Here is a 19,997-nt window from a genome sequence, read left to right as displayed (position 1 = left end):
TCGGCCTTCTAATCAGGGCTCCGTTGGAGCCGACGCTTTGTTGGAGAAAACATGTCCGGAAGCAATTACTTGTCCGCACGCGAACGGATGCTGGCGCGCATCACGCAAACGCGGGAGACTGCCAAAACTGGCCTGCCGCACTGGGCTCGCACCACTGATGGAAGATGGACGTTCACGCCCGACGGTGATTGGACCGGCGGCGCCTTTGTTGGTCAGCTTTGGCTTGCACATCTGGCCGATCCACAGCGCTTTCCGATTTCTGACGCGCGTGCCGCCCTGAGCAGAATGCTGCCTCGCGCCCGGCTCCGGACCGCTTTTAAGGGGTTTGGCTTCTACCACGGTGCGGCGCTTGGAAGCATCCTCTTCGCAGATGACATGGCAGGCGATGCCGCGCTCACGGCAGCCAGGTCGCTGGAGCAGATGTTCGATCCTAAGCTTGGCTTGATCCCGCTCGGCCAGGATGCCGAGGAAGCCAATGCTGTCGGTACTGCTGAAAGCAGCATCGACTCTCTCCAGGCCACGGGATTGCTTTACTGGGCCTCGGACCAGTTGGGGGATCAGCGCATGGACGAGATCGCCAATGCCCACATGCGGAGGGTCTTGGAGATTCATGTTCGGCCCGATAATTCGGTGATCCAATCATCCACACTCGACCCGCAAACAGGTAAGGTGCTCAGGACGCACACGCATAAGGGATACAGCGATGTGAGCACTTGGGGACGTGCGCAGGGGTGGGCGATTCTTTATACCGCTCATGCGGCAATGGTTCGTCCAAAGGAGCCGCTGTGGCGCGAGTATGCGGTGCGCGTGCTGGACTGGTGGATCGATCACGTGCCCACGGATCTGGTCGCGTATTGGGACTTTGACGATCCAGCAATTCCAAACACGAGCCGGGATACCGCCGCCACCGCTATCGCCGCGGCAGCATCCTTGAGACTTGCGTCCGCACTGGGCGCCACTGCGGGCGCCAAGTACCGAGACTTTGCGGAGCGGACAGTCGCCAAACTGGTCTCGGCATATTTGACGCCCGTCGTCCCTTCCGACGAGCGGCCACCTGGAATGCTCACGGGGGGATGTTTTACCCGAAAAGTGTCGGCGCGGGACATCGACACGGCGCACGACGCAGAACTGATATTTGGCAGTTATTTCCTATTTGAAGCTCTGGCGATCCTCACTGGTCTCGTGACCATGGGGCGGATCTGATCCTGTGTTTGCACCTGTGGAAATGAAGTTCCGTTCGGTGGTTCGCCTCTGCAAAACGTCTGCGATTCCGGGGGCGCCTAACAGCGCATTATGCGATCAGACCTCATCAGAAATTCGAACAGCGGATTTGATTGCACGCGCCATCGGCGAAGAAATGGAGGCTGTCCAGCCTATGCGAGAAGAGGCGACGCATGCGCAACAGCTTCGATGGTTCTCAGCACGGTTCAGCAAAGTGCTGCGCGATGTGCGGCGGAAAGTTCGGCCTGATCCGCTACTATTGGTGGCGGACGGCCCTTTGCTCCAAAAAATGCGTCGACCGCTTCAAAGCGCGCCGAGAGGCGTACCAGAAGTGAGCTTCGCGCGTTGCTGACGGCTAACACAAGGGCGGTGTGAGATTGATAGTGCTCTACGACGGTGAGACGTGCAGCGTACTGTAATTCACTATCGCTCGCTCAGACGACTTTCCCTTTGCAGGGGTGCTCTGGCTCGTAGTCCTACTTCAGAGACCTTCTCTAAACAGGAGCTTAGTCCTTCGGCGAAGTTGGACTGTTTTCGCACAGACAAGGCGGCGTTGCCCGCTCTCTCCTCTGCCGTGCAATCGAGGGTGCGTAAATGCGCTGCCTTTGTCTTCGAGCGGTTCTGGCCCGACGGCGGCACTGCTGTGGAACGATTTCCTGCGCCGGGCGCATTGAATCTGGCGGTGAAATTCACCTCAAGGCGGGAGTGGATTATGCGATACGATCGGGTAGACGCGCGTATCCTCGAGATCGTGCAAAAGAACAACCGTCTAACGTCCGATGCAATCGGTGCATTGGCGGGGCTTTCGGCCACGGCATGCCAACGAAGACTAAAGAGACTCCGTTCGGAAGGCATCATCGAGGCCGATGTCTCAATCGTTTCGCCGAAGGCAGTTGGAAGGCCAATACAAATGCTTGTGTTGGTTACACTGGAGCGGGAACGTTCGGATATAATTGATAGGCTTAAGAAGGCCATCAAATCATCAGCTGAAGTCGTCAACGGCTTCTACGTTACTGGCGATGCTGACTTTATCTTATACGTTACCACACGCAGCATGGAGGATTATGAGGAGTTCACTAGACGCTTCTTCCATAAGCACCCGGACATCAAAGGCTTCAAGACGATGGTCGTACTGGATCGGGTAAAAGCTGGCTTTGCTGTTCCAGTTGAGAGCCTCCCTGCAATAGACTAAGCAATCGGCGACGGGTGTCTCAATCCGGCAATTCCGCTGGTGACCTCGCCCCGCCGGCTTAATCAAGCTCGCAGTTGCTCTGGCCCAGACGAGGACCAGAGCCTGAAGCATAGTCGCTTTTCAGACGGCAGATCATCGGAATCTTGAAGGAGCATGAGGCCGGCCTTTCGGTCGCCGATCTGTGCCGCGAGATGGCGTCAGCGACGCCAGCATGGACGTTAGCCACCGCAGCCATGGCCCGGCGCCCATGGTCAGATGCCAAGAGACCGGATTCTCACATGCGCCCGAAGGCTTCCACGGATGTCGCGCCATCGCTCGATGAGCTTCCCACCGAACAGGCGCAGGCGCTACGCTTTACAAGGCCCGTTCGGCGCGCTCGACCGCCATCCTCGAAGATTATGTCGAGCTGATTGCCGACCTGATTGTTCGACGGGTGAGGCCCGCGCCACCGGCATTGCGCGAAGGCTCGGGGTTTCGCATCCGAAGGCGATCAACACGATCTCGCGGCGGAAGAGGGAAGGCCTGGCGGTGGGCCGTCCCTACCGCGGTATTTTTCTGACCGACAAGGGAGAAGCGCTCGCCAGGCGGGTGCACGCCCGCCATCGTCTGGTCCTTGAAATGCTGCTCGTGCTTGGCGTGCCCCGTGAGACCGCAGAGGTGGACGCCGAAGGCATCGAGCATCATGTTTCAGAAGCGACCGTCTAGGCATTCTCGGAGTTTCCAGCGCGCCAGTGTGCCGATAGCCAACCAATCACAGACAGGGCTCAGTCCCGTTTTGACTTGATGTCCTGCATTAGAGCATGTTGTTTTTGACTGGAATCGGGATTCCCAGCGGGAGCGATTTCTGATTCAACCTCCATGCTGGAGGACGGAGGCCAGCATGGATGACGCGACCCTATTCGGAAGACATCCGGGAACGGGCTTTGGCGCGAGCTGACACGGTTCGTTCGATTGCCGAGGCGCTCCAGATCAGCCCCTCCTGCGTGACGAAGTGGAAGAATCTGAGACGGGATACCGGAGGCCTGTCACCTGGCCAAATCGGCGGCCATAAGAAACGTGTTCTGTCGGATGCCAACGCCGACTGGCTGCGCAAACGCATTCGCTCGGGGCCATTCACTTTGCGCAAACTGACGCAGGAACTGGCTGCACGCGGGATCAGACGTGCGGGCGGTGTGGACTTTTGTTCACACCGAAGGGCTCAGCTTCAAAAAAACGCTTCTACCAGCCGAGCAGGATTGTCCCGACGTCGCCCGTAAGCGGACCCGCTGGAAAGCACATCAAGGCAAGATCGACGTCGCGCGGTTGGTGTTTATCGACGAGACGTGGATCAAAACCAATATGGCACCGTTGCGCGGCTGGGGACCTTGTGGGCAGCGCCTCCAAGCCTCTGCACCTTTCGGTCATTGGAAGACAATGACCTTCATCGCAGCGCTGCCTCACGATAGGATCAGCGCACCTTGGGTGATTGATGGCCCCATCAATGGTGAGCTCTTCACCCTGTACGTTGAGAAGGTGTGCCAGAGGCGCCCATCGCATCTTCTTGCCGCCATATAGCCCTGACCTCAATCCGATCGAGCAGGTCTTCGTCAAACTCAAACATCTGATGCGAGCCGCCGAGCCCGTGACGTGAGGCAACCTGGAGAAAGGTTGGTGAGCTGCCCATTGCGTAAGTTGGCTAGCATCGAATGCAGCAGCTTGATCCTAAGCCTCAGCAACTCAGCGTGCTCAATCTTTTGCGTAAGCGTAGCTCTGCGGCCCTTTTGATTGACGCTTGACGCCTATTTTGAGCGCGTAATGCGTCGCCGCGGCTTCCATACGTCGGATAAGGCGTTGACTACGGCCTCAAGCGCCTTCCTATCGATGACGTTGGGATCGAACCGATCCGGGCCCCAGAGGCGCATGTGTTCGTGCTCGGGATGGGCGGGGTCGCTGATGGCGTCGAGGTATTCGGCATAGCCTGGCGCACCGCCGACGTCTTCCGGAGGGCAACGACCGGCGGCCTCGAGCAAGAGGGGAAGTCCCTCCGACGTGGTGTTCTCGAACCATTTTTCGAGCTTGATCACATGGTCCCAGCTTTCGCCGAAGTCATGGAGATAGTGGATCGTCTTGGCGCCGGTCTCGCGAACGATATCGCAAAGCCGCGTGTTGCTGGCATCCCTGGGCTGGTGGCCGTAATCATTGTCGGAGAGGGAATACCCCAATGGACCTCACCAGCGAAGAACTCGAAGAGGTGACTGTTCGTCCAGCCGAATGCCTCCTGAAGCGTCAGATGCGGCCGATCAAGGCGCAGGGTGACGGGTACGACAAGGCGACGCATCACTTCGGGCTTCACGTCCTTGAGGGTCACCTTGATCCGGACCGCGGTCGTGTTCAGGCTCATGCCGCCAGCCTCGGATGCGTGCGGTTCTTCACTTTGATCCGGTAACGACAACTTCCAGCATCGTAGGGCCGGTCGCGGCATTTCGATGCCAATCCTTCCATGTCGCAGGAAATCTATCAGGCCCAGGCTCGCCACGTTCGAGTGTCATTCGGCTTGCAATATTGGGTCTGACGCAATTTCGATGATTGGTTCAGGTTCATGGTGCGCCGATAAGTCGGGCCTGTATGCGCTGCTGTGAAGCCAGAGTACGCGCGTCGCGTAAAGGCGATCGTTGCCGCGGTGAAAGCGCTTCAGATTGCGCGCGACGAGTACGACATGTTAATCGACGAACTAAACGCTAACGACGTTGCGTGGACTTCGCTTGTGCCGCTGCAGCCGACGTTCTGTGGAGATCGTCAAGACGGACATCTTACGCGCTATCTGCGCGAATGGAAGGAGGCGGGCTATGTCTAAGACCAACGTCTATTCCGGAGATGAAAGCAAGCGCGGGTCCGTCTCGCGGCGAGTGAAGTTGGTCGGCGAGAAAGACGCTGCACGACTGATGAATCCGCAGTGGAGATCGCAACGCGAATGCTCAAAGAGCGCCAAAAGAAGCGCGGTGAGTAAGGAATGAATAATCTCTGGGTACGCCATTCGATGGTCGGACACCGCGAATATCGGGGGACTTTTTCTTGAGAGATTCGATGCTTCAGACTTTCGACGCTTTCCTTGCCGCCAGTCCCGACGTTGTTGCACTCTGGAGCCACCAGGACGACCGACCGCTCGGTCGAGTGAGCAACAGAACGCTTCGGGTTAAAGCTGATACGACCGGATTGCGATACACGCTTTTTCCCGATCCGACGTCTCCACTTGGGCAGGAGGCAATCGCGTCAGTACGGTCAGGTTTGGTGCATCAAGTCTCGATAGGCTTTTGGCCTGATGAAGAGAATTGGTCGTGGGCAGATGAGGAGATGCCACTGCGCGTGATCACGAAAGCCGAGATTAGAGAATTGTCGCTTGTGACGTGGCCTGCGTACCAAGATACGAGCGCCAACTGCGTATCGCCTCCGCCTCCCGATCGGGCGGCATCACTGCCGAAGTCGTTAGCTGCGCGGCGGGCTGAGATGGAGATGAAGTTTCGATCCATCGCAGTCACCAACAACGCTGCTGCACTCCAACGAATTCGAGAAAAGCAGCGTGCAAGAGGTATCCTGAAATGACAACGATCAATGGCCTGATACATAGCTGGGATCGCCACAGGCGCCGCGGCATCGCCGTATTGGACGATGGCAGGACCGTGCAGATTTATGCAAGCGACCTCGCTGCCGAGCGGCGTCACCTTGAGTGGAAAGGTCCGTTCCAATTGCACGGTGGAGATCGTGCTGAGTTTGTCGTGAGTGACGACGGCGGCGTAACTGATGTTCTGCGGGTTTGGTGAGGCACTATGGGCAGCTACACGACAAAAGTTGATCATGAGGTTGGCGGCGATAGGCTTACCGTCGATCTCGGCGGTTCTATCAATTTCAACGGCGTGACCTTCTCCGTGAGTGCGGCCGGCAAGTTGATTGTGTCAGCTCTGCCCACCGCGGATCCGCATGTGGTTGGCGCATTGTGGGCTAACAGCGGCGTGCTGACCGTGAGTGCGGGCTAAGGGGAGGCCCCCGGGTGGGAGGGCTGGGTCCGATCTCTCACACCTTCAGCGGAAAAGACCGGCGGCCTCCTCGAACGCGCATTTTAGCCCGGTTGAATCAAAAATTTGGATGACCTGCATATGACCACCCCTAAACCACCTCGGCACCTGCGACAGACCACCGCAAAATGGTTTCGCAGCGTGCTAGCCGATTTCGATTTGGACGAGCACCATGTCAGGCTCCTCACGCTAGCGTGCGAGGCGTGGGACCGTGGAGTCCAGGCCCGTGAAATCATTGAGGCCGATGGCCTGACCTTCATCGACCGTTTTGGAACCAAGCCGCGCCCGGAAGTCGCTATCGAGCGGGATAGTCGCATAGGGTTTGCCCGTCTGGTCAGGGAGCTTGGGCTTGACGGCGCCAGCGCTCCGGAGGCGCCCCGCATGCCCCGTACGCCAGATTACGGGAGCCGACGATAAATGCCGGTCCGCAAGCGGAGAGATAGGCGCAAGCAGGCTGCCGGTACCATGGACGATTGGGAATGGCCGCTCGAACTGGGCTGGCCGTGCACGGGGGACCTAGACGGCATCTGCGAACTAGACGAGCACGGACACCCCGACCGAGAGGCGGCGCGACGACGCTTGGCAGCGGTTCGGTGCCGAGATCATGGCACGCTGGCACGCCGAACATCCGAATGGATCCAGGTACATTTGTTGGGGATTCGAACAGTTCGGAGAGCCGCCATGCCGATAAGATCGCGGCGGGACAGGCGCCGTCATCGCGTGCACATCACCCCCGAGGCGGTTGAGCTATTCAGGCGCGCGCACAAAGGGCCGACCAATGCCGACAGGACTGAGCTCGCCGCAGCGCTTGGGCGCAGCAAGTTCGCGGCCAGTCCGTTGGATCAGGAGCCACGATCGTTGATCGGATGTGACCCGAAGCCGGTGGAAGTTGTGGTCGAACTGCGGGCGCAGTTGCTTCGAGCCGATGCTTGCCTGCAGGCTGGACGACCATGCCGCCCGGCTATAGCTTGTTGAAGCCATGGGCGTTGGCGCGCCACTAGGAGCGACCGCGCATCCTAGCTTTTGGTTTGAAAACGGAGAATTCAAAGTGGCTATTGGTACTGTGAAATGGTTCAACCCGACCAAGGGTTATGGATTTATTGCCCCGGACAACGGCGGCAAGGATGTGTTCGTGCATATCTCGGCGGTTGAGAAGGCTGGTTTCAGCTCGCTCGCAGAGGGAGCCAAGGTCAGCTTCGATGTCGTGAATAATCGTGGCAAGGACTCCGCTGAGAATCTGCGGATCGGGTGACGCACCCAACGCGCTTTTCAACAAAATGGCCGCAGCGGCGAACCACTGCGGCCTGCCGGGTTAAAATTTGTAAGTGAAATATGGGATCCAGCCCCGGCAGAACTAGCCTAACGCGACGCTGCCGGGGTGCAATGTCGATAATGTCACACTCTGGAAAGTGTTTCCGTACGTCAGTGTTATTGACGGAAGAGAGGGAGGGCCCGCCGGGGCTGGCTATGACGAGCCCTCAACCTCACGCGCTGGGCGATGAGTTCCCCAGGCCTTAGCTGCACGACCAATAGTCTGCACCAGATCGCGTCAGTTTCGTGTCAGCCAATATTAAATTCTGGCGCGGTCATCGCTGATGCCCCAGACCAATTCCCAGGTGCAGTGCTTTCTGACGCAGCGCGCCAACAGTACGCTTCGTCTCCTTCGCAATCTTCGCGACCGGCGTCCGCGCTTTAGAGTGTGCCTTCAGAGTTTTTATATCGTCCTTCGTCCACTCGCGGCGAACTACGTTTTTGTTCCTGGCCAACTTGGCGCTCCTTCATTGATAGGAGCGCGCTTTAGCACACGGCGCGGTGTGCGCAACCACCCCGTATTACTAAGGAACTAAATTGAGCAACGACCTCGTAGTACAACTCGGCGCAAAGCTGGACCAATTCCAAAGCGACATGAATCAGGCCGGCGATATCGCAGATAGTGCGATCGCGCGCATTGAGCAATCGTTTGCGAGCCTCAATCCTGGACTGGGTGGGTTCGCGTCTCTTGGCACTGCTGCCGCTGGCGTGACTGGATTGGTAGGCGGACTTCTTGCCGCGTTGACAGAAGTTAACGGCCGACTGGCCGATCTGCAGAAGAATGCGGAATATACGGGACTAACCACCGAGCGCTTCCAGCAGATTCAGTTCGCTGCCGGGCAGGGCGGTGTTTCATCGGAGGAGTCTGTCGCCGATTTGCGTAAGGTCGCCAGCCTTTTGGCGGACGCCAAGGAGAACGAAAACTCTCTGACGCGGCTGCTTGATGCCAACAACATCAAGTACAAGGACCGCAACGGTCAGGTCATTACTCTAAATCAGCTTCTTACGATAGCTGGCGGTCTGATCAATAAATTCGACTCAATTCCAGAAAAGACAAAAGCCGCGCAGATGCTTGGCCTGTCTGAGAGCTCGGTTGAAGCGCTTCGCAATGGCAGCAAGTCCTTTGAGGATATCGCACAGGGCGCGAACGCTGCAGGCGCCGTGATTGACGGCGCCACTGTTGCCAAGGCCGCCGAGTTTGATCGCGCGTGGAAGCAGTCATTGGCCCAACTCGCTGCACAATTTAAATCGACAGCAGCGGACATTGCTGGCTGGCTGGACGGTCTTATCGAAAAAGCCAACGAACTGGTGAAGACCGCGCTTGCCTCACAGAACATTCAAACTGGCAGCGGGCAGGAAACATTCAACAGGTGGGCCGATGCGGCGGACATCCTGCAGAAGGACTTGCGCGGTCTGCCTCAGGACGTTGACCAGGTTACCCGCGCGATTGAGAATTTGCAGGCCTCTGGCAAGCCAGAGAATATGCAAATCGCGGCCGGCCTAGAACTTAGCCGCGCTAAGGCGCACCTCGCTCGGGACATGCTGAAGGCGGCTGCGGCTGCTGAGCAGCAGTCCAAGGTAGAATTCCCCCGGGGCGTACCGACGCCTGCAGCACGCCCTGCATCTGCTAATCACGCGGACCCGAACGCAGCCAAACTACCTAAGCGCAAGGATGGCGAAGAGGCGGCTGACGCATACGATCGCGTCACGGAATCCCTAAACAAATATGTCGTCACGACCAACGCATTAGCGGAAACGCAGGGCAAGGGCGCTGCCGCGACAGAGGAAGCCAAGGCGGAAGCGCAGCTTCTGAACGCTGCGCAGTTGGCCGACATTCCAATCACCGAAAAGCTGTGGACCAAATTCAAGACCTCGCGCAGGACGCAGGTCTTGCCGCTGATGCATTGGCAAAGGCTAAAGTTGCGTCTGATATCCAATTCGGCGCCAAGTCTGCATTTCTGACGCCGCAGGATTTGGCAATTGCCCAACAACTGAGGGGCATTTATGGGAACGATATCCCAGCTGCTCTGGCCAGCAGCGAGGCCGCTGGCCTCCGCTTCAACGCCACTATCAAAGAGCTTGCCAACCTCGGGCAGCAGATAAACAGCGGATTCTTGGTACACTTCGAGACCAAGATCCGCAACGGCGCGTCCGCAATGGACGCGCTCAAGGAGGCCGGGCTTAACGCGCTGGGCAAAATTGCTGACAAGCTGGCGCAGATGGCTGCGGATAATCTCTGGTCGTCGGCGTTCGGCGGCTCAGGTGGAGGCGGGCTCCTCGGCCTGCTTGGCATCGGCGGTGGCGGCATCAACGCGAACGGCTCTATTGCTGGCGCTGTCGGCCCGACGTCGGTTGGTGGTGCCCCACTCGTTGGGCAATTCGCGTCCGGTACTGATTCTGCGCCGGGCGGTCTGTCCCTGGTCGGCGAAAACGGCCCAGAGATTATGAACGTCCCGCGGGGCGCTCAGATCATTCCTAATGATGTTCTGCGCGGTGGTGGGGTAGGAGGTGGAGGTGTCACTGTTCACGGTGGGTCGGTCGTTATCCAGGGCGACGCTAGCGAGAAGACGATTGCATTGATTAAGGCCGCGATGACGCGGCAGAACGCGGAATTGCCAATGCGCGTTGTGGCTGCGGTGAAAGATGCGAAGGCGAGACGGGTGTTGGGGTGAGGGGCAGCGTAGTACGTGTGGAGGGGCGGGTGGCGGCGTGGTGTGGTCCGCAGGGTCCACACCATCATGCTGGATAGGCGATGCTGGAGTTCAATCAATAAGCTTGTTAATCGCGATGAAGGCCTTCTCAAACCGATCAAGTGCTTCCTTCGGTATCGACTTGACTAGAGACGACGCATGTTCCGCAAAGTAACGGGCAGGTCTGAAATGACCGAACTTGCCGCTCTTTAGTGGATGATTTTCGAAATGATCCTCGAGTCGCCTTAGGACGCGGGGGTGCTTCGATTTTATAGCCGTTGGCTTTATCGGAGTGTCCAACTGCTTCGCAAACTCGGCGTTTACCAGTTGCAAATAGAAATCGAGTCCAAACATGTCCTCGATGTCAGCCTCAGATGCGCCTTCAAGGAAGTCAGCGAACGTCAGAACGTTGGACTTCTTCAGTAGCTTTTCTTTGTAAATCGCTTCGATCGATGCTTCATCTGCCTTCTGGGTATCCAGCAGAGTGACTATATTCATTCCGCGCTGGGCCCCGAGCAGGGCAACGAACGTCGGTACTTTGGACGCGCCGCCGACAGGCGTTATCGTCCATCTCGGATCGAGCCCTGTTCGTCCAGACGCTTCCAGTATGCCCGAAATTGCTTGCATGAAGAGGAGGTCTGCCGCACCTTCGACGACAATGGAATATGGGCCGACGAATAAGGTCTGGTGAATTTCGTAACCAAGTGCGCCCTGCAAAGGGAATAGGCTGTCGTCGCTCGCAGCGAAGACGTCGGGTAGGACGGTGGTTCCTGCTGCGGATTTTTCACCATCTGAATCGCCGTCCTTCTCGATGCTGAGATCTTGGACAATGCGGACGCGCTCGAAATGACGTGGGTCGATCATGAACGGTGAATGTGTGGAGTAAACTAGCTGGTGCTCGCCCTTTAATTCCGTCTCAAAATAGCGAAGCAAATCTTCCTGTGCTTTTGCGTGAAGCGTCAATCCTGGCTCATCGAGCAACAGGATGACCCTATCATCATTGCGCTTTACGTCGGAATACCATGCCAGGAACGAGAAGAACCAAACGAATCCTCTTGATCTGCTGCCGAGTTCGGTTGTTACTAGGTGTCGGCTGTCGAAGACGCCACCCCATATGTTAGTGCCGGACTGCATGCCCGGCGGATCTTCAGGCAGACCAGGTCGGACGTCAAACGTCATGCGGAGATGTTTGTTCTGAGACCAATATTTTAATATTTGCTTCGATAGATAATTGCTCGCACCCTCAAGCTTCCCCTTGAGATCGATCGTGCTTTTCGCCTCGACCATCTCCTTGAGGCTGAGCCGAGCAAGCCTGATCAAGCCAAGCATTGGGTGGTCGGAGGGCTTCAAGGTCTCCGAGTTAGATCGATCGATCAGGGCCTGGATATTTTCATGTCCAGACAATTGGTAGTACTCGTCGAAGTACAGAAACTTAGGCACAACCTTAACGAGGAAGTGATTGTAAATAAACTTCCGAAGGCTATCCTTTGCGATTGGCGCGATTATGCCAGCCAGCCGCTTCGTTTCGGTTGTTTGTTCCTGACCATTCAATGCGGTCAGAATATCTGCAGGCTTTGATCCGGCTGCGGCAATGGCGCCGCGGGTAGGCTCCGGAAGATCCGCATTTGCAAATAGGTATTGGAGCGCCTTGTCTTGGTTTACCTCCAATGTGAAACATCTATCATCGTCATAGTGCTTATACAGCGACATCGTTTTCGCGACGAGACAATCAGGACCGAACATGTCCTCGATGTCGGCAACTTCGTTTTCCTCTAACGTGTACTGCGCCCAGATGGGCATTGCTTTATCGCGCTTGTTCGCCTCAACCGCGTGGCGGTAGTCCTCGACGTCCATGCGCGGGTAATCGATGGTTACGCTAAATTTTCCTTCAGCGGGTACGACCGGATTCAATCGATACAGCGCTTTCAGTAGTGCGCTCTTCCCGGCCTCGTTTTTTCCAACGAGACAGGCGATATCATCGACCTCGATCACACCGGAATCTCGAACACTCTGGAATTCCCTTACTCGGAATGATTTCAGTCGCATATTCCACCGTTTCTTCGGTTGTTGCAGTTTTCAGTGACAGAGGAAGGGCTGCGTTATTCCGTGATCCTGACGTCGCCGGCGCCTAGCGGCATCGGCCGTTCACCATCAAAATCCGTGTGAGCGAGTAGGCGCCGATGCCGAACAGCACCATGCCGCCGATCCATACAAGGCACGTTGCTGTCAGATAGGCGGACGTCCCGACGCCGATGCTGCCGGTGAGACCGAATAGCGTTCCCGCGTTGAACAGCAGGCCGACACCACCCCAGAACCAAAAAAGCACGACAAGGAAGCCCCTTGCGATGCCATGGTGACTTTTGAGTCGGAATGTGCGTTCCCACTGCTCCTTGCGCGAAAACAGCCCCATCGCGCGCAGTCCTACTTCTTTGTGCCGTAGGGTCGCTGGTTGGTCGGAGCTAGCGAAATACCTTCCTCTGATGCTTTATTATAGATCGCGTTCTCGGTCCGGCCCAGCTTCAGACCGATCACTCGCGTTGGCGTATTGCCTTTCACGAGTTGTTTGAGCTGGCTCACTTCGCCTGGCGTCCACTGCTTGCCGGTATTTCGAGTCGACTTTGCCATTTCACGCGCTCCTATTGGTGGGTGCCGTACCGATTGCCGGTGTTCGAATTCACGTACGTCCCGCCACGGTGAGACGAACCAGAGCCCCCAGCAAAGCTTCCACCGTGGCTGCTCGTGTGATGTCCGCCGCCGTAACTAACGCGACCGCCGCCACGAGCCAACGCCTCACTGCAGCTAAATGTCACCAGCAGCCCCGCAACGATCATCAGCGCCTTCATCTTCTTCCTCCTTGGTCTCAGTAGCTCACGCGTTTATTTTGAAGATTGGCCGGGCCTCGACCCACGCGAAGCAAATGCCGGGCTCGACCTCATCAATCGATATCGTCGCCGTCGTCGTCTTCGTCGGCTCCCCGATTGGGATCCTCGACATACGCTAAGCACCCCTCGTAGAAAGAGATTGCGTTGCCTCGCAGCGGACAACCCGAGTCGGAAGTTACATTGTGCGCTTCCGCCCACCGATACCCAGCGGCATGACCCGAACAATCATCGGAGCACTCGTAGCCGCCAAATTCGCGAGCCTGCACGTCGCAAGGAGAGGTCAGAACGCCGAATGTAAGTATGATTGCGACGGATCTAATAGATTTCATTCACGTACCCGGCGCGATTGTGGGTTTAGATGTCGGCTTCTTTTGCTTCGGAGCAGGCGCGGCAGCCGCAGCCTCCTGTTGCTTTTTCAGCTCGGCGACCCTCGCCAACTCGGCGCGCTTTGCATCGGCTTCTTCCTCTCGGACGAGCAAATAACCCTTCTCCGCCATGCATCCTTGAGCGACTGTATCAGCAGCATTGGACCGATCTTGAGCAGCCATAGCGGCCGCCAGTCCGCCGCCTGCAACAGTCACGCCTGACAGGGCCGCCTTGTTGCGCTCGCCGAGACAGGCAGTCCTGTCCACTTCGAACTGGGTTTGCAGAACCGGGTTGTCGCGGGAGGACTGACCGTCGACGCGGACCCATCCCATTTTCGGCGCGGCGGCACAGCCGCCTAAGGCGACGCAAAGCGCCGCAATCGCAATTTTACGCATGTGAAACAGCCCCCAAGCCTAAAAAGTAGGCATATCAAACAACAACCAGCGCGCGAGATCAATAGCTTGCGCGCGTATGTATCCACAACCCGGGAAAAATATGCACAGCCGAGCCGAAGCACCCTCAAGGTAGGGGGTGATCACCCCTCCGAATTGGCTTTCAGCGCTGCCGCATCAGCGTCCGATAGCTTCCGGGCGGGTAGGGGCTTTGCAGGAGCAGGCCAGGCGCCAGAATCTTCAGCCGCTCGAGCAAGGGCCGCTAGGCCGCCTTGCTGCGACCACCGATACGCGGGCGGCGGCGAACGCCGTGTTGCCGGCGAAGCCCTTGTCGGGTGGCGAGGGCGAGATCGTCGACGCGATCACCCGTATCGAGCGCCAGGACCCGGGGCTCGGCGGAGCCTTGGTGCGCCAGCGCCTGGCTGATCAGTACGACACGAGCGCTGGCCGCCTTGTGGGCGGAGAGAATCAATACGGGGGAGCTCGTTTCGCGAAAGAGGTTGCTGGCACGCCGCAGACTGAGACGAACCTGAACGCCGTTATCGACGCGCTTAGTGTCGGGCCCTGGCAGCCAGGCGGACCACCGCCGTCGTCCATGCAGGATCTCGTAGACGTGCTGCGCGCGACCGGCATGCGCAAGCCGCAGGGCAGCGCGACGGCGTTCAACCAACAGATCACCCACGATTTGGAGATGGCGCCGCTTAGCGCCGAGGCAGCGGCCGCGGTGAAGTCGGGCGGCCTGTCGATCTCGACTGGTGTGCGCGACCGCATGCGGCGGGCTTGGCTGGGTCGCGGTACCGGGCGACTCGCGGACATGTTCCTCGCGCCCGACAGCGTTGAGCAGATGCGTGGCCTGACAACCAGAGCCGCCGAGACGCCGATTGGTGACGCGGTATTGCGACAGTTGCTCGAAACGCCAGGAGAGGCGGTCAACCGTGGCCGATAGCGCCGCGCGAGCGCTTTTCGGCCGTTGCTTCGCCGCTCCTGACTTACGGGGAAACCATCGACCCTTACGCTTGAATGCCGCAGTGGCAGACCCAACCGATTACACACCTGGTTATAACTTCAGCGGCTTTCAGGCGAGCAACCCGGCTACGCCGCTGCCAGCGACGAAGATTGACGCGGAGTTCGCCAACATCTCGGAAGCGATCACCGGTCACGCGGCAGCGATCGAAGATGTCCGGCGATCAGATGGCGCGCTGAAGAACAATGTTGTCACTTACGATAGCTTGTCGAAGTCGCTTCAGCTCACGTTCGATCCGACGAATGGTGACGCCGTGGCAGCGGCGATTGCTGTTGCGCAGGCCGCAGCGGCGGCAGCGAGCGGGAGCGCAAGCGCCGCAGGTACGAGCGCTACGAACGCTGCTGCAAGCGCGGCAGCGGCCGCAGCTTCGGCCGGGTCTGTCAACTTGTCGAACTATTTGTCGAAGGCCGGCAATCTCTCCGGCATCGGGAACGCAGACACCGCGCGCGCCAATATCGCTGCGATGAAGATTGACGGGTCGGACGCAACAGGCCGCCTGGCGCCGCTCACGAATCTTACGGTCGCGGATTGGAACGCGGTGCTAACGAACGGTTGGTTTTGCGGCAACTCAGCGGCCAACGGCCCGGATACGTTCAGCACCTGGCTAGTCCAGTGCATGGCGCTGGACGCGTATAATATCACCCAAATCGCATACCAAATCTCGGCCGCGAATCTCGGTACGCCAGGCGTGACTCAGGGCGGCAAGAAAGCGCCATGGTGATGTTTTAGCCCGGAATTCCGCGCCGACTACACCGGCGCCGCGGAGATCATGAGAGCGACCGCGTGGAGCGTATCCAAGATCGAGGGGCCGGTTTACTGCAAGCAGAACAATCTTGTTTGCAGAGCAGCTGGCAAAGCGTTCGTGGTGGACGATTTCAAGACCGATCAGCTGTTGGCGACCAATGACTTATTGTGTATTTTCCCGGGCCGTCGCGATTGCCTTCGAGGCTGGTCCTCGAAGCACGGGGTGGCCAAGGATCCTAACGATCATCGTCGCCACCCTTTTGGGGTCGCCGGCGACGGCGCAGACGGAGGAGAACTGCAATACTGCTCTCACGCGGATCGCCAAAAAGGCCGCGGAAAAGGCAGTCGCGGATCATCGCGACGACGCATGTGCGGGCTTGAAAAAAGGCCCGTTCGGCATTGACAAGACAAAGGCGCTCGAATTGCGCTCGTTCTCTCTGTGCGAGACGGGTCCGGTCGTCGCCGCCACCATCACGGTACACGTCCGGTGCGCCACATCCGACCAGGCCTTGATCTCGGCCGACCTTGAGGATGACTTGACTGCGAGCGTGTCGGCGAATCGCGACACTTGCGAGGCTCTCGATGCGGATGTTTCGGCGGGAAAGTTCGAGAATCAGACCGGAATTCAGATCGCCAATCTAAAGGACAAGCTTCGCGATGCGGCCGCCAAGCAGATCAAGGTCTACTGCAGCAAATAGTCGTTTGGCGCCGGCGCGTCGAGCAGTCTGCGCGCCGGCTTCGCGACGCGCCAAACGAGCAGAGCCGAAAGGATAAAGCAGGCCGCCGTCAGCACCCACAGGGCGATCGGTTGAACGATAGGATAGAAAGTTACCGATTCCGGAACGTGCCGATCGAGACCGCCGATTTGATAGTAGTTGTTGACGTAACCGCTCTTTCCTGGCTCCGCCGGCGGAACCAATGAATAAAGAGTCGCGCACGGGTGTGTACAGTACCCCGCCGAAAGCCCGGGTCCGCAACTCTGGCCCGCGGCTACGAGCTTCGAGGGATCGTATCCGAACGCTTTGGCGTCGATATATACCTTCATCTCGTTGCTGTGCAGTCGACGCATGAAATGGCCGCTTAGATAGAGCGGGCCTGCGACGAGGAGGACCAGCGTGGCGATCGCCGCGAAGCGGCTGGCGGCCGGTCGGGCAGGATCACCTAGGTAGCCGAACTGCGGAATCCGCATCCACCAAGGATGTTCGCGGTATGCCTTCGCGAACGAAAGAAGCATCCGTAGTAGGAAGGGCATGAACACCACGATGAGATGTAATCCCCAGAAGGCGGCCAAGATCTCGTTGCCCAGTCCGAGGGATAAAAATTTTGGAAACTCTCTGATGCGGTCCGCGAGGAGATGAAAGAGAGCTGCGAAGAAGAACGCCGTACCTAGAACTGTGAAGTTGCGGGAAAAGACCGCTGACAAGTCTCGCCGCTCGTACGGTATATCTTCAGCGAAACGGATAAGCGCCTTGGCTGGCAGAAAGAAAGCCACCTTGCTATCGTAGCCGCGTACCGCCATGCCGATCGTGGCTTGGTGTGTCTCGTCCCATACGCCGGCACCGCTGAATCCGGGCTCTATGCCCTCTTCGTGGTCGGACACGATCTGTCGCCAGGCCGGACTGGATTGTCCGAGCAACCTCGCCGACACATGCTCGCCGAGCTCCCGATCGCCACGGACGCCGAACAGGCTTAGATCCCCAGTTTCGTCGCGCTGCTGCACGATCTCGGCGAGCACGTTGACGCCAGCCGCGGTAGGGGCCGGCTGGTCCAACTCCAAGATGGCGATGTCGTCGAGGGGGCTCTTTCCCATTTTCCGCCATTTCGTGACGCGGCACTGACGTGTCTGCTGCCCTTCCACCATCGGAAAAAGAACGGTGATGCGCGTATGCTCGTCTGGAGCCTCCGCCACTTCGACCATCCGAGGGACCGCCGCGTTGACCACGTGCGCACAGGTGATAGCCACGCGGGGCGATATCAGGATTCCCATGCCGCAATGCTCAAACGACTTCGGATCGATAGGATCGCGGCGCTTGACCTCGATGATTCCCATTGCTCTGTCGATTTTAATCGTGTCCATTTTCTAAAACATGATTTCGGGTAATATGCGCCCACGACCCCTGGTTGATATATAGGACAATAACGACGATGAAGGAATGGCTGGTTGTTAGACGCGTTCAGCCTGCCCTCAGCGATCGAAGAGGTGCGGCGCCCTACGCGAAGACTGCATCCACTGCGGCACCGCCCGAAGTCTCGAGTCGGGTAGCTCTCGAGCACGCGCCAACCCGAGACGCGCTTCCGAACCCGAAAGAGATCGGAATGGCTGCTGGGCCGATGCCCGTGTCCCTGATCAAGCCGATCGAGGTCGAAGCCAAGATGGCAGACGCGATACTACGCGGTTCCAAGGCCGCTGGCGCCGCGTGGGGCCTGATTTCTTTGGGCGTGGACCCGAAACGCTACAATGGCAAAGGCGTGAAGGTCGCGATCATCGACACGGGAATAAAGCGAGATCATCCGGCGTTTGCCCAATTGAAGGGCGCCATAGATGAAGCCGATTTCACCTCGAAGCCGGGGGGCAACTTCGGCGAAGGGGTCGCCTTCGATGACGACGGCCACGGAACGCATTGTGCGGGAACGATCTGCGGCGGTATCGTAGATGGGGTTCGGATCGGCGTCGCGCCGAACATCGAACGGTTGTTCGTCGCCAAGGCGATCGGCGGAACGCGCGGTGCCGCTGCCTTGCTCGACGCTCTAAACTGGGCCGCTTATACGATACGGGCCGACGTCATTTCGATGTCGCTTGGCTTCGATTTCGTCGGATATCGGGCGTCCTTGGACGCCGCGAGCACGCATCCGGACGCGGCTACCTCGATGGCGCTGAATGCGTTTCGCGACAACATACGGATATTTGACGCCTGGATGAATGAGTTGAGGGCGAGAAGGAAGGAGAAGGAGGGGGCCGATCCGCTCATCGTCGCGGCCACAGGGAACGAAAGCGGCCGTCCCACCTTCGTGGTGGGAAAAGCCAGTCCATCGGCGGCCGATAGCGTGGTCGCCGTCGGCGCTGTCAACGCGGCTCTCGCGGTCGCACGGTTCTCGAATACGGAGCCCACCTTGGTAGGCCCTGGCGTTGACGTGATCTCCGCGGGCATCAACGAGGAATTGGCTGTCTTGAGCGGAACCAGTATGGCCTGTCCACATATTGCCGGCCTTGCGGCTTTATATTGGCAATTCGCGCGTTCTGGTGGGCCGAAGGCGACGGCGGAGCGCGTCCAAATGATGATGGTCAGGAGCGCCGAAGACCACTTCAAGGAATTCGCGACGTGTCAGTGGTCCGACGTCGGTAGTGGAATGCCTCGCGCGCCGGGCGTGCTACCACCGCCCTGAAGCACAGTTTATTTCTCGTGGTTCTGCATCAAAGTCATCCTCTGACCGAGACTTGCGCTCGCTTCGCACAAAGGCGCGTCTTTGGGGGATGGTTTGATTGCAAGAGGACTCGCAGTGATGCTCGTTCGAACGTTATCGACGCGGCAAATGACTTTGGAAAGGTCTACCGGGACCATCTTGCGGTACTTTTTATGTGGTTCGAAGGGGCTCCTGGTGATTTGGCAGCGCTCGACGGCGGAGGCCAGCACATTTTCTCCTTTGCGGAAAAGAACGCTGAAATATCCGTTCCAACTGGAGCCCGGCGTGCCGTTTTCGCATGTGATCAATACGTTGACCACGCCATTGCTGTCCGGTGTCGAAATGTCTGCCGTCGCGTAATGCTGAGGCTCTAGGTCAGAGCCGACTATCATGTGCCGACGATCAGCCCAGTTCTCGACATGTGGGTTAGGCATCCCTGCGAAGACAGGTGAAGTCGCTCCAGCGAACGCGATCAGCAAGAAAAGCAGATTTCTCATCGCAATAGCCTATCATTAAGCTAGTTGTGTATTGTCGCGGTCTCGCCATGTCACTCGCGCATCTTCGTAGCCTGGCGCTTCGGCCAGCCGATTGCTCAAACTACCAATGCCGTGAGGCGCTAAATCGCTGCTGGATGAAAGTTGGTGGCACGTCAGACGGGTATCCAGACCGTCTTTCCGGTCGAGCAAGGAGCCGCAAAGCTCCCATTCGTCACCAAGACGGTGTT

22 protein-coding genes and 3 pseudogenes are annotated in these 19,997 nt (G+C 58.2%); 17 read left to right on the top strand and 8 right to left on the bottom strand.

The features are described from left to right. Positions 1 to 51 precede the first annotated feature (51 nt). From XH80_RS07710 to XH80_RS07685, 6 genes and pseudogenes are all read left to right on the top strand, one after another. Positions 52 to 1,203, top strand: coding sequence for a glycoside hydrolase family 88 protein (locus XH80_RS07710; RefSeq protein WP_271598069.1), 1,152 nt, complete (start codon positions 52 to 54; stop codon positions 1,201 to 1,203). A gap of 191 nt (positions 1,204 to 1,394) precedes the next feature. Then, positions 1,395 to 1,556, top strand: coding sequence for a hypothetical protein (locus XH80_RS07705; RefSeq protein ID WP_271598068.1), 162 nt, complete (start codon positions 1,395 to 1,397; stop codon positions 1,554 to 1,556). Between the two features lie 377 nt (positions 1,557 to 1,933). Further along, positions 1,934 to 2,413 (top strand): Lrp/AsnC family transcriptional regulator, encoded by a 480-nt coding sequence (locus XH80_RS07700; RefSeq protein WP_271598096.1) that lies wholly within the window; start codon positions 1,934 to 1,936, stop codon positions 2,411 to 2,413. 102 nt (positions 2,414 to 2,515) lie between these two features. Further along, a pseudogene (locus XH80_RS07695) lies at positions 2,516 to 2,627 on the top strand (transposase); the annotation flags it as partial. 86 nt (positions 2,628 to 2,713) lie between these two features. Then, a complete protein-coding gene (locus XH80_RS07690; RefSeq protein ID WP_271598067.1) occupies positions 2,714 to 3,118 on the top strand; it encodes an iron dependent repressor, metal binding and dimerization domain protein in 405 nt (134 codons plus the stop codon). Between the two features lie 179 nt (positions 3,119 to 3,297). Further along, positions 3,298 to 4,028, top strand: a pseudogene (locus XH80_RS07685) (IS630 family transposase); the annotation flags it as partial. Positions 4,029 to 4,191: 163 nt separating this feature from the next. Here XH80_RS07685 and XH80_RS07680 read toward each other — a convergent pair. Together XH80_RS07680 and XH80_RS07675 are read right to left on the bottom strand one after the other, a co-directional pair. Continuing rightward, positions 4,192 to 4,614, bottom strand: a complete 423-nt coding sequence (locus XH80_RS07680; protein WP_271598066.1) for a plasmid pRiA4b ORF-3 family protein — start codon at positions 4,612 to 4,614, stop codon at positions 4,192 to 4,194. A 47-nt stretch (positions 4,615 to 4,661) separates the two neighbouring features. Further along, positions 4,662 to 4,730, bottom strand: a pseudogene (locus XH80_RS07675) (plasmid pRiA4b ORF-3 family protein); the annotation flags it as partial. Positions 4,731 to 5,476: 746 nt separating this feature from the next. Between XH80_RS07675 and XH80_RS07670 the strand changes: the two are divergent. The 7 genes from XH80_RS07670 to XH80_RS07635 all read left to right on the top strand — a co-directional run bounded on the left by XH80_RS07670 (position 5,477) and on the right by XH80_RS07635 (position 10,445). Next, a complete protein-coding gene (locus XH80_RS07670) occupies positions 5,477 to 5,992 on the top strand; it encodes an HK97 family phage prohead protease (RefSeq protein WP_271598065.1) in 516 nt (171 codons plus the stop codon). After that, positions 5,989 to 6,210, top strand: coding sequence for a hypothetical protein (locus tag XH80_RS07665; protein ID WP_271598064.1), 222 nt, complete (start codon positions 5,989 to 5,991; stop codon positions 6,208 to 6,210). The genes XH80_RS07670 and XH80_RS07665 overlap by 4 nt, the downstream gene beginning before the upstream one ends. A 6-nt stretch (positions 6,211 to 6,216) precedes the next feature. Then, on the top strand, positions 6,217 to 6,423 hold the full coding sequence (locus tag XH80_RS07660; protein ID WP_271598063.1) for a hypothetical protein: 207 nt from the start codon (positions 6,217 to 6,219) through the stop codon (positions 6,421 to 6,423). Positions 6,424 to 6,543: 120 nt separating this feature from the next. Continuing rightward, positions 6,544 to 6,879, top strand: coding sequence for a P27 family phage terminase small subunit (locus XH80_RS07655; protein WP_271598062.1), 336 nt, complete (start codon positions 6,544 to 6,546; stop codon positions 6,877 to 6,879). Positions 6,880 to 7,510: 631 nt separating this feature from the next. Beyond that, positions 7,511 to 7,714, top strand: coding sequence for a cold-shock protein (locus XH80_RS07650; RefSeq protein ID WP_271598061.1), 204 nt, complete (start codon positions 7,511 to 7,513; stop codon positions 7,712 to 7,714). A gap of 596 nt (positions 7,715 to 8,310) precedes the next feature. Next, positions 8,311 to 9,735: a hypothetical protein gene (locus tag XH80_RS07640; RefSeq protein WP_271598059.1), complete on the top strand. Its 1,425-nt coding sequence runs from the start codon at positions 8,311 to 8,313 to the stop codon at positions 9,733 to 9,735. Then, entirely contained in the window at positions 9,678 to 10,445 is a 768-nt protein-coding gene (locus XH80_RS07635; RefSeq protein ID WP_271598058.1) for a hypothetical protein, read from the top strand. The genes XH80_RS07640 and XH80_RS07635 overlap by 58 nt, the downstream gene beginning before the upstream one ends. A 90-nt stretch (positions 10,446 to 10,535) precedes the next feature. Here the strand turns inward: XH80_RS07635 and XH80_RS07630 are convergent, their stop codons facing one another. From XH80_RS07630 to XH80_RS07615, 4 genes are all read right to left on the bottom strand, one after another. Beyond that, a complete protein-coding gene (locus tag XH80_RS07630) occupies positions 10,536 to 12,509 on the bottom strand; it encodes an AAA family ATPase (RefSeq protein ID WP_442868669.1) in 1,974 nt (657 codons plus the stop codon). An 82-nt stretch (positions 12,510 to 12,591) separates the two neighbouring features. Then, on the bottom strand, positions 12,592 to 12,873 hold the full coding sequence (locus XH80_RS07625; RefSeq protein ID WP_271598056.1) for a hypothetical protein: 282 nt from the start codon (positions 12,871 to 12,873) through the stop codon (positions 12,592 to 12,594). 11 nt (positions 12,874 to 12,884) lie between these two features. Further along, on the bottom strand, positions 12,885 to 13,088 hold the full coding sequence (locus XH80_RS07620; protein ID WP_271598055.1) for a hypothetical protein: 204 nt from the start codon (positions 13,086 to 13,088) through the stop codon (positions 12,885 to 12,887). Positions 13,089 to 13,674: 586 nt separating this feature from the next. Then, positions 13,675 to 14,106, bottom strand: coding sequence for a hypothetical protein (locus XH80_RS07615; protein ID WP_271598054.1), 432 nt, complete (start codon positions 14,104 to 14,106; stop codon positions 13,675 to 13,677). A gap of 208 nt (positions 14,107 to 14,314) precedes the next feature. Here XH80_RS07615 and XH80_RS07610 point away from each other — a divergent pair, with 208 nt between their 5' ends. From XH80_RS07610 to XH80_RS07600, 3 genes are all read left to right on the top strand, one after another. Next, positions 14,315 to 15,049: a hypothetical protein gene (locus XH80_RS07610; RefSeq protein ID WP_271598053.1), complete on the top strand. Its 735-nt coding sequence runs from the start codon at positions 14,315 to 14,317 to the stop codon at positions 15,047 to 15,049. Positions 15,050 to 15,131: 82 nt separating this feature from the next. Then, entirely contained in the window at positions 15,132 to 15,848 is a 717-nt protein-coding gene (locus XH80_RS07605) for a hypothetical protein (RefSeq protein ID WP_271598052.1), read from the top strand. Positions 15,849 to 15,960: 112 nt separating this feature from the next. Further along, entirely contained in the window at positions 15,961 to 16,569 is a 609-nt protein-coding gene (locus XH80_RS07600) for a hypothetical protein (protein ID WP_271598051.1), read from the top strand. On the opposite strand, the gene XH80_RS07595 is transcribed toward XH80_RS07600, so the two are convergent. After that, positions 16,554 to 17,948, bottom strand: coding sequence for a trypsin-like peptidase domain-containing protein (locus XH80_RS07595; protein WP_271598050.1), 1,395 nt, complete (start codon positions 17,946 to 17,948; stop codon positions 16,554 to 16,556). The genes XH80_RS07600 and XH80_RS07595 overlap by 16 nt on opposite strands. A gap of 239 nt (positions 17,949 to 18,187) precedes the next feature. On the opposite strand from XH80_RS07595, the gene XH80_RS07590 reads away from it, so the two are divergent. After that, positions 18,188 to 19,255, top strand: a complete 1,068-nt coding sequence (locus XH80_RS07590) for a S8 family serine peptidase (RefSeq protein WP_271598049.1) — start codon at positions 18,188 to 18,190, stop codon at positions 19,253 to 19,255. An 8-nt stretch (positions 19,256 to 19,263) separates the two neighbouring features. Here the strand turns inward: XH80_RS07590 and XH80_RS07585 are convergent, their stop codons facing one another. Next, positions 19,264 to 19,770 (bottom strand): hypothetical protein, encoded by a 507-nt coding sequence (locus XH80_RS07585; protein ID WP_271598048.1) that lies wholly within the window; start codon positions 19,768 to 19,770, stop codon positions 19,264 to 19,266. Between the last annotated feature and the right edge of the window lie 227 nt (positions 19,771 to 19,997).

The sequence above is a fragment of the Bradyrhizobium sp. CCBAU 45384 genome (assembly GCF_028128665.1).
GTDB lineage: Bacteria > Pseudomonadota > Alphaproteobacteria > Rhizobiales > Xanthobacteraceae > Bradyrhizobium > Bradyrhizobium manausense.
The sequence above is the reverse complement of the archived record's forward strand: the minus strand, read 5'-3'. Positions and strand labels throughout refer to the sequence as shown.

Coding starts and splice junctions, on each gene's coding strand:
- XH80_RS07710 (WP_271598069.1), top strand. CDS start 52: ATGTCCGGAAGCAATTACTTGTCCGCACGCGAACGGATGCTGGCGCGC.
- XH80_RS07705 (WP_271598068.1), top strand. CDS start 1,395: ATGCGCAACAGCTTCGATGGTTCTCAGCACGGTTCAGCAAAGTGCTGC.
- XH80_RS07700 (WP_271598096.1), top strand. CDS start 1,934: ATGCGATACGATCGGGTAGACGCGCGTATCCTCGAGATCGTGCAAAAG.
- XH80_RS07690 (WP_271598067.1), top strand. CDS start 2,714: ATGTCGCGCCATCGCTCGATGAGCTTCCCACCGAACAGGCGCAGGCGC.
- XH80_RS07670 (WP_271598065.1), top strand. CDS start 5,477: ATGCTTCAGACTTTCGACGCTTTCCTTGCCGCCAGTCCCGACGTTGTT.
- XH80_RS07665 (WP_271598064.1), top strand. CDS start 5,989: ATGACAACGATCAATGGCCTGATACATAGCTGGGATCGCCACAGGCGC.
- XH80_RS07660 (WP_271598063.1), top strand. CDS start 6,217: ATGGGCAGCTACACGACAAAAGTTGATCATGAGGTTGGCGGCGATAGG.
- XH80_RS07655 (WP_271598062.1), top strand. CDS start 6,544: ATGACCACCCCTAAACCACCTCGGCACCTGCGACAGACCACCGCAAAA.
- XH80_RS07630 (WP_442868669.1), bottom strand. CDS start 12,509: ATGCGACTGAAATCATTCCGAGTAAGGGAATTCCAGAGTGTTCGAGAT.
- XH80_RS07625 (WP_271598056.1), bottom strand. CDS start 12,873: ATGGGGCTGTTTTCGCGCAAGGAGCAGTGGGAACGCACATTCCGACTC.
- XH80_RS07620 (WP_271598055.1), bottom strand. CDS start 13,088: ATGGCAAAGTCGACTCGAAATACCGGCAAGCAGTGGACGCCAGGCGAA.
- XH80_RS07615 (WP_271598054.1), bottom strand. CDS start 14,106: ATGCGTAAAATTGCGATTGCGGCGCTTTGCGTCGCCTTAGGCGGCTGT.
- XH80_RS07595 (WP_271598050.1), bottom strand. CDS start 17,948: ATGGACACGATTAAAATCGACAGAGCAATGGGAATCATCGAGGTCAAG.
- XH80_RS07590 (WP_271598049.1), top strand. CDS start 18,188: ATGGCTGCTGGGCCGATGCCCGTGTCCCTGATCAAGCCGATCGAGGTC.
- XH80_RS07585 (WP_271598048.1), bottom strand. CDS start 19,770: ATGAGAAATCTGCTTTTCTTGCTGATCGCGTTCGCTGGAGCGACTTCA.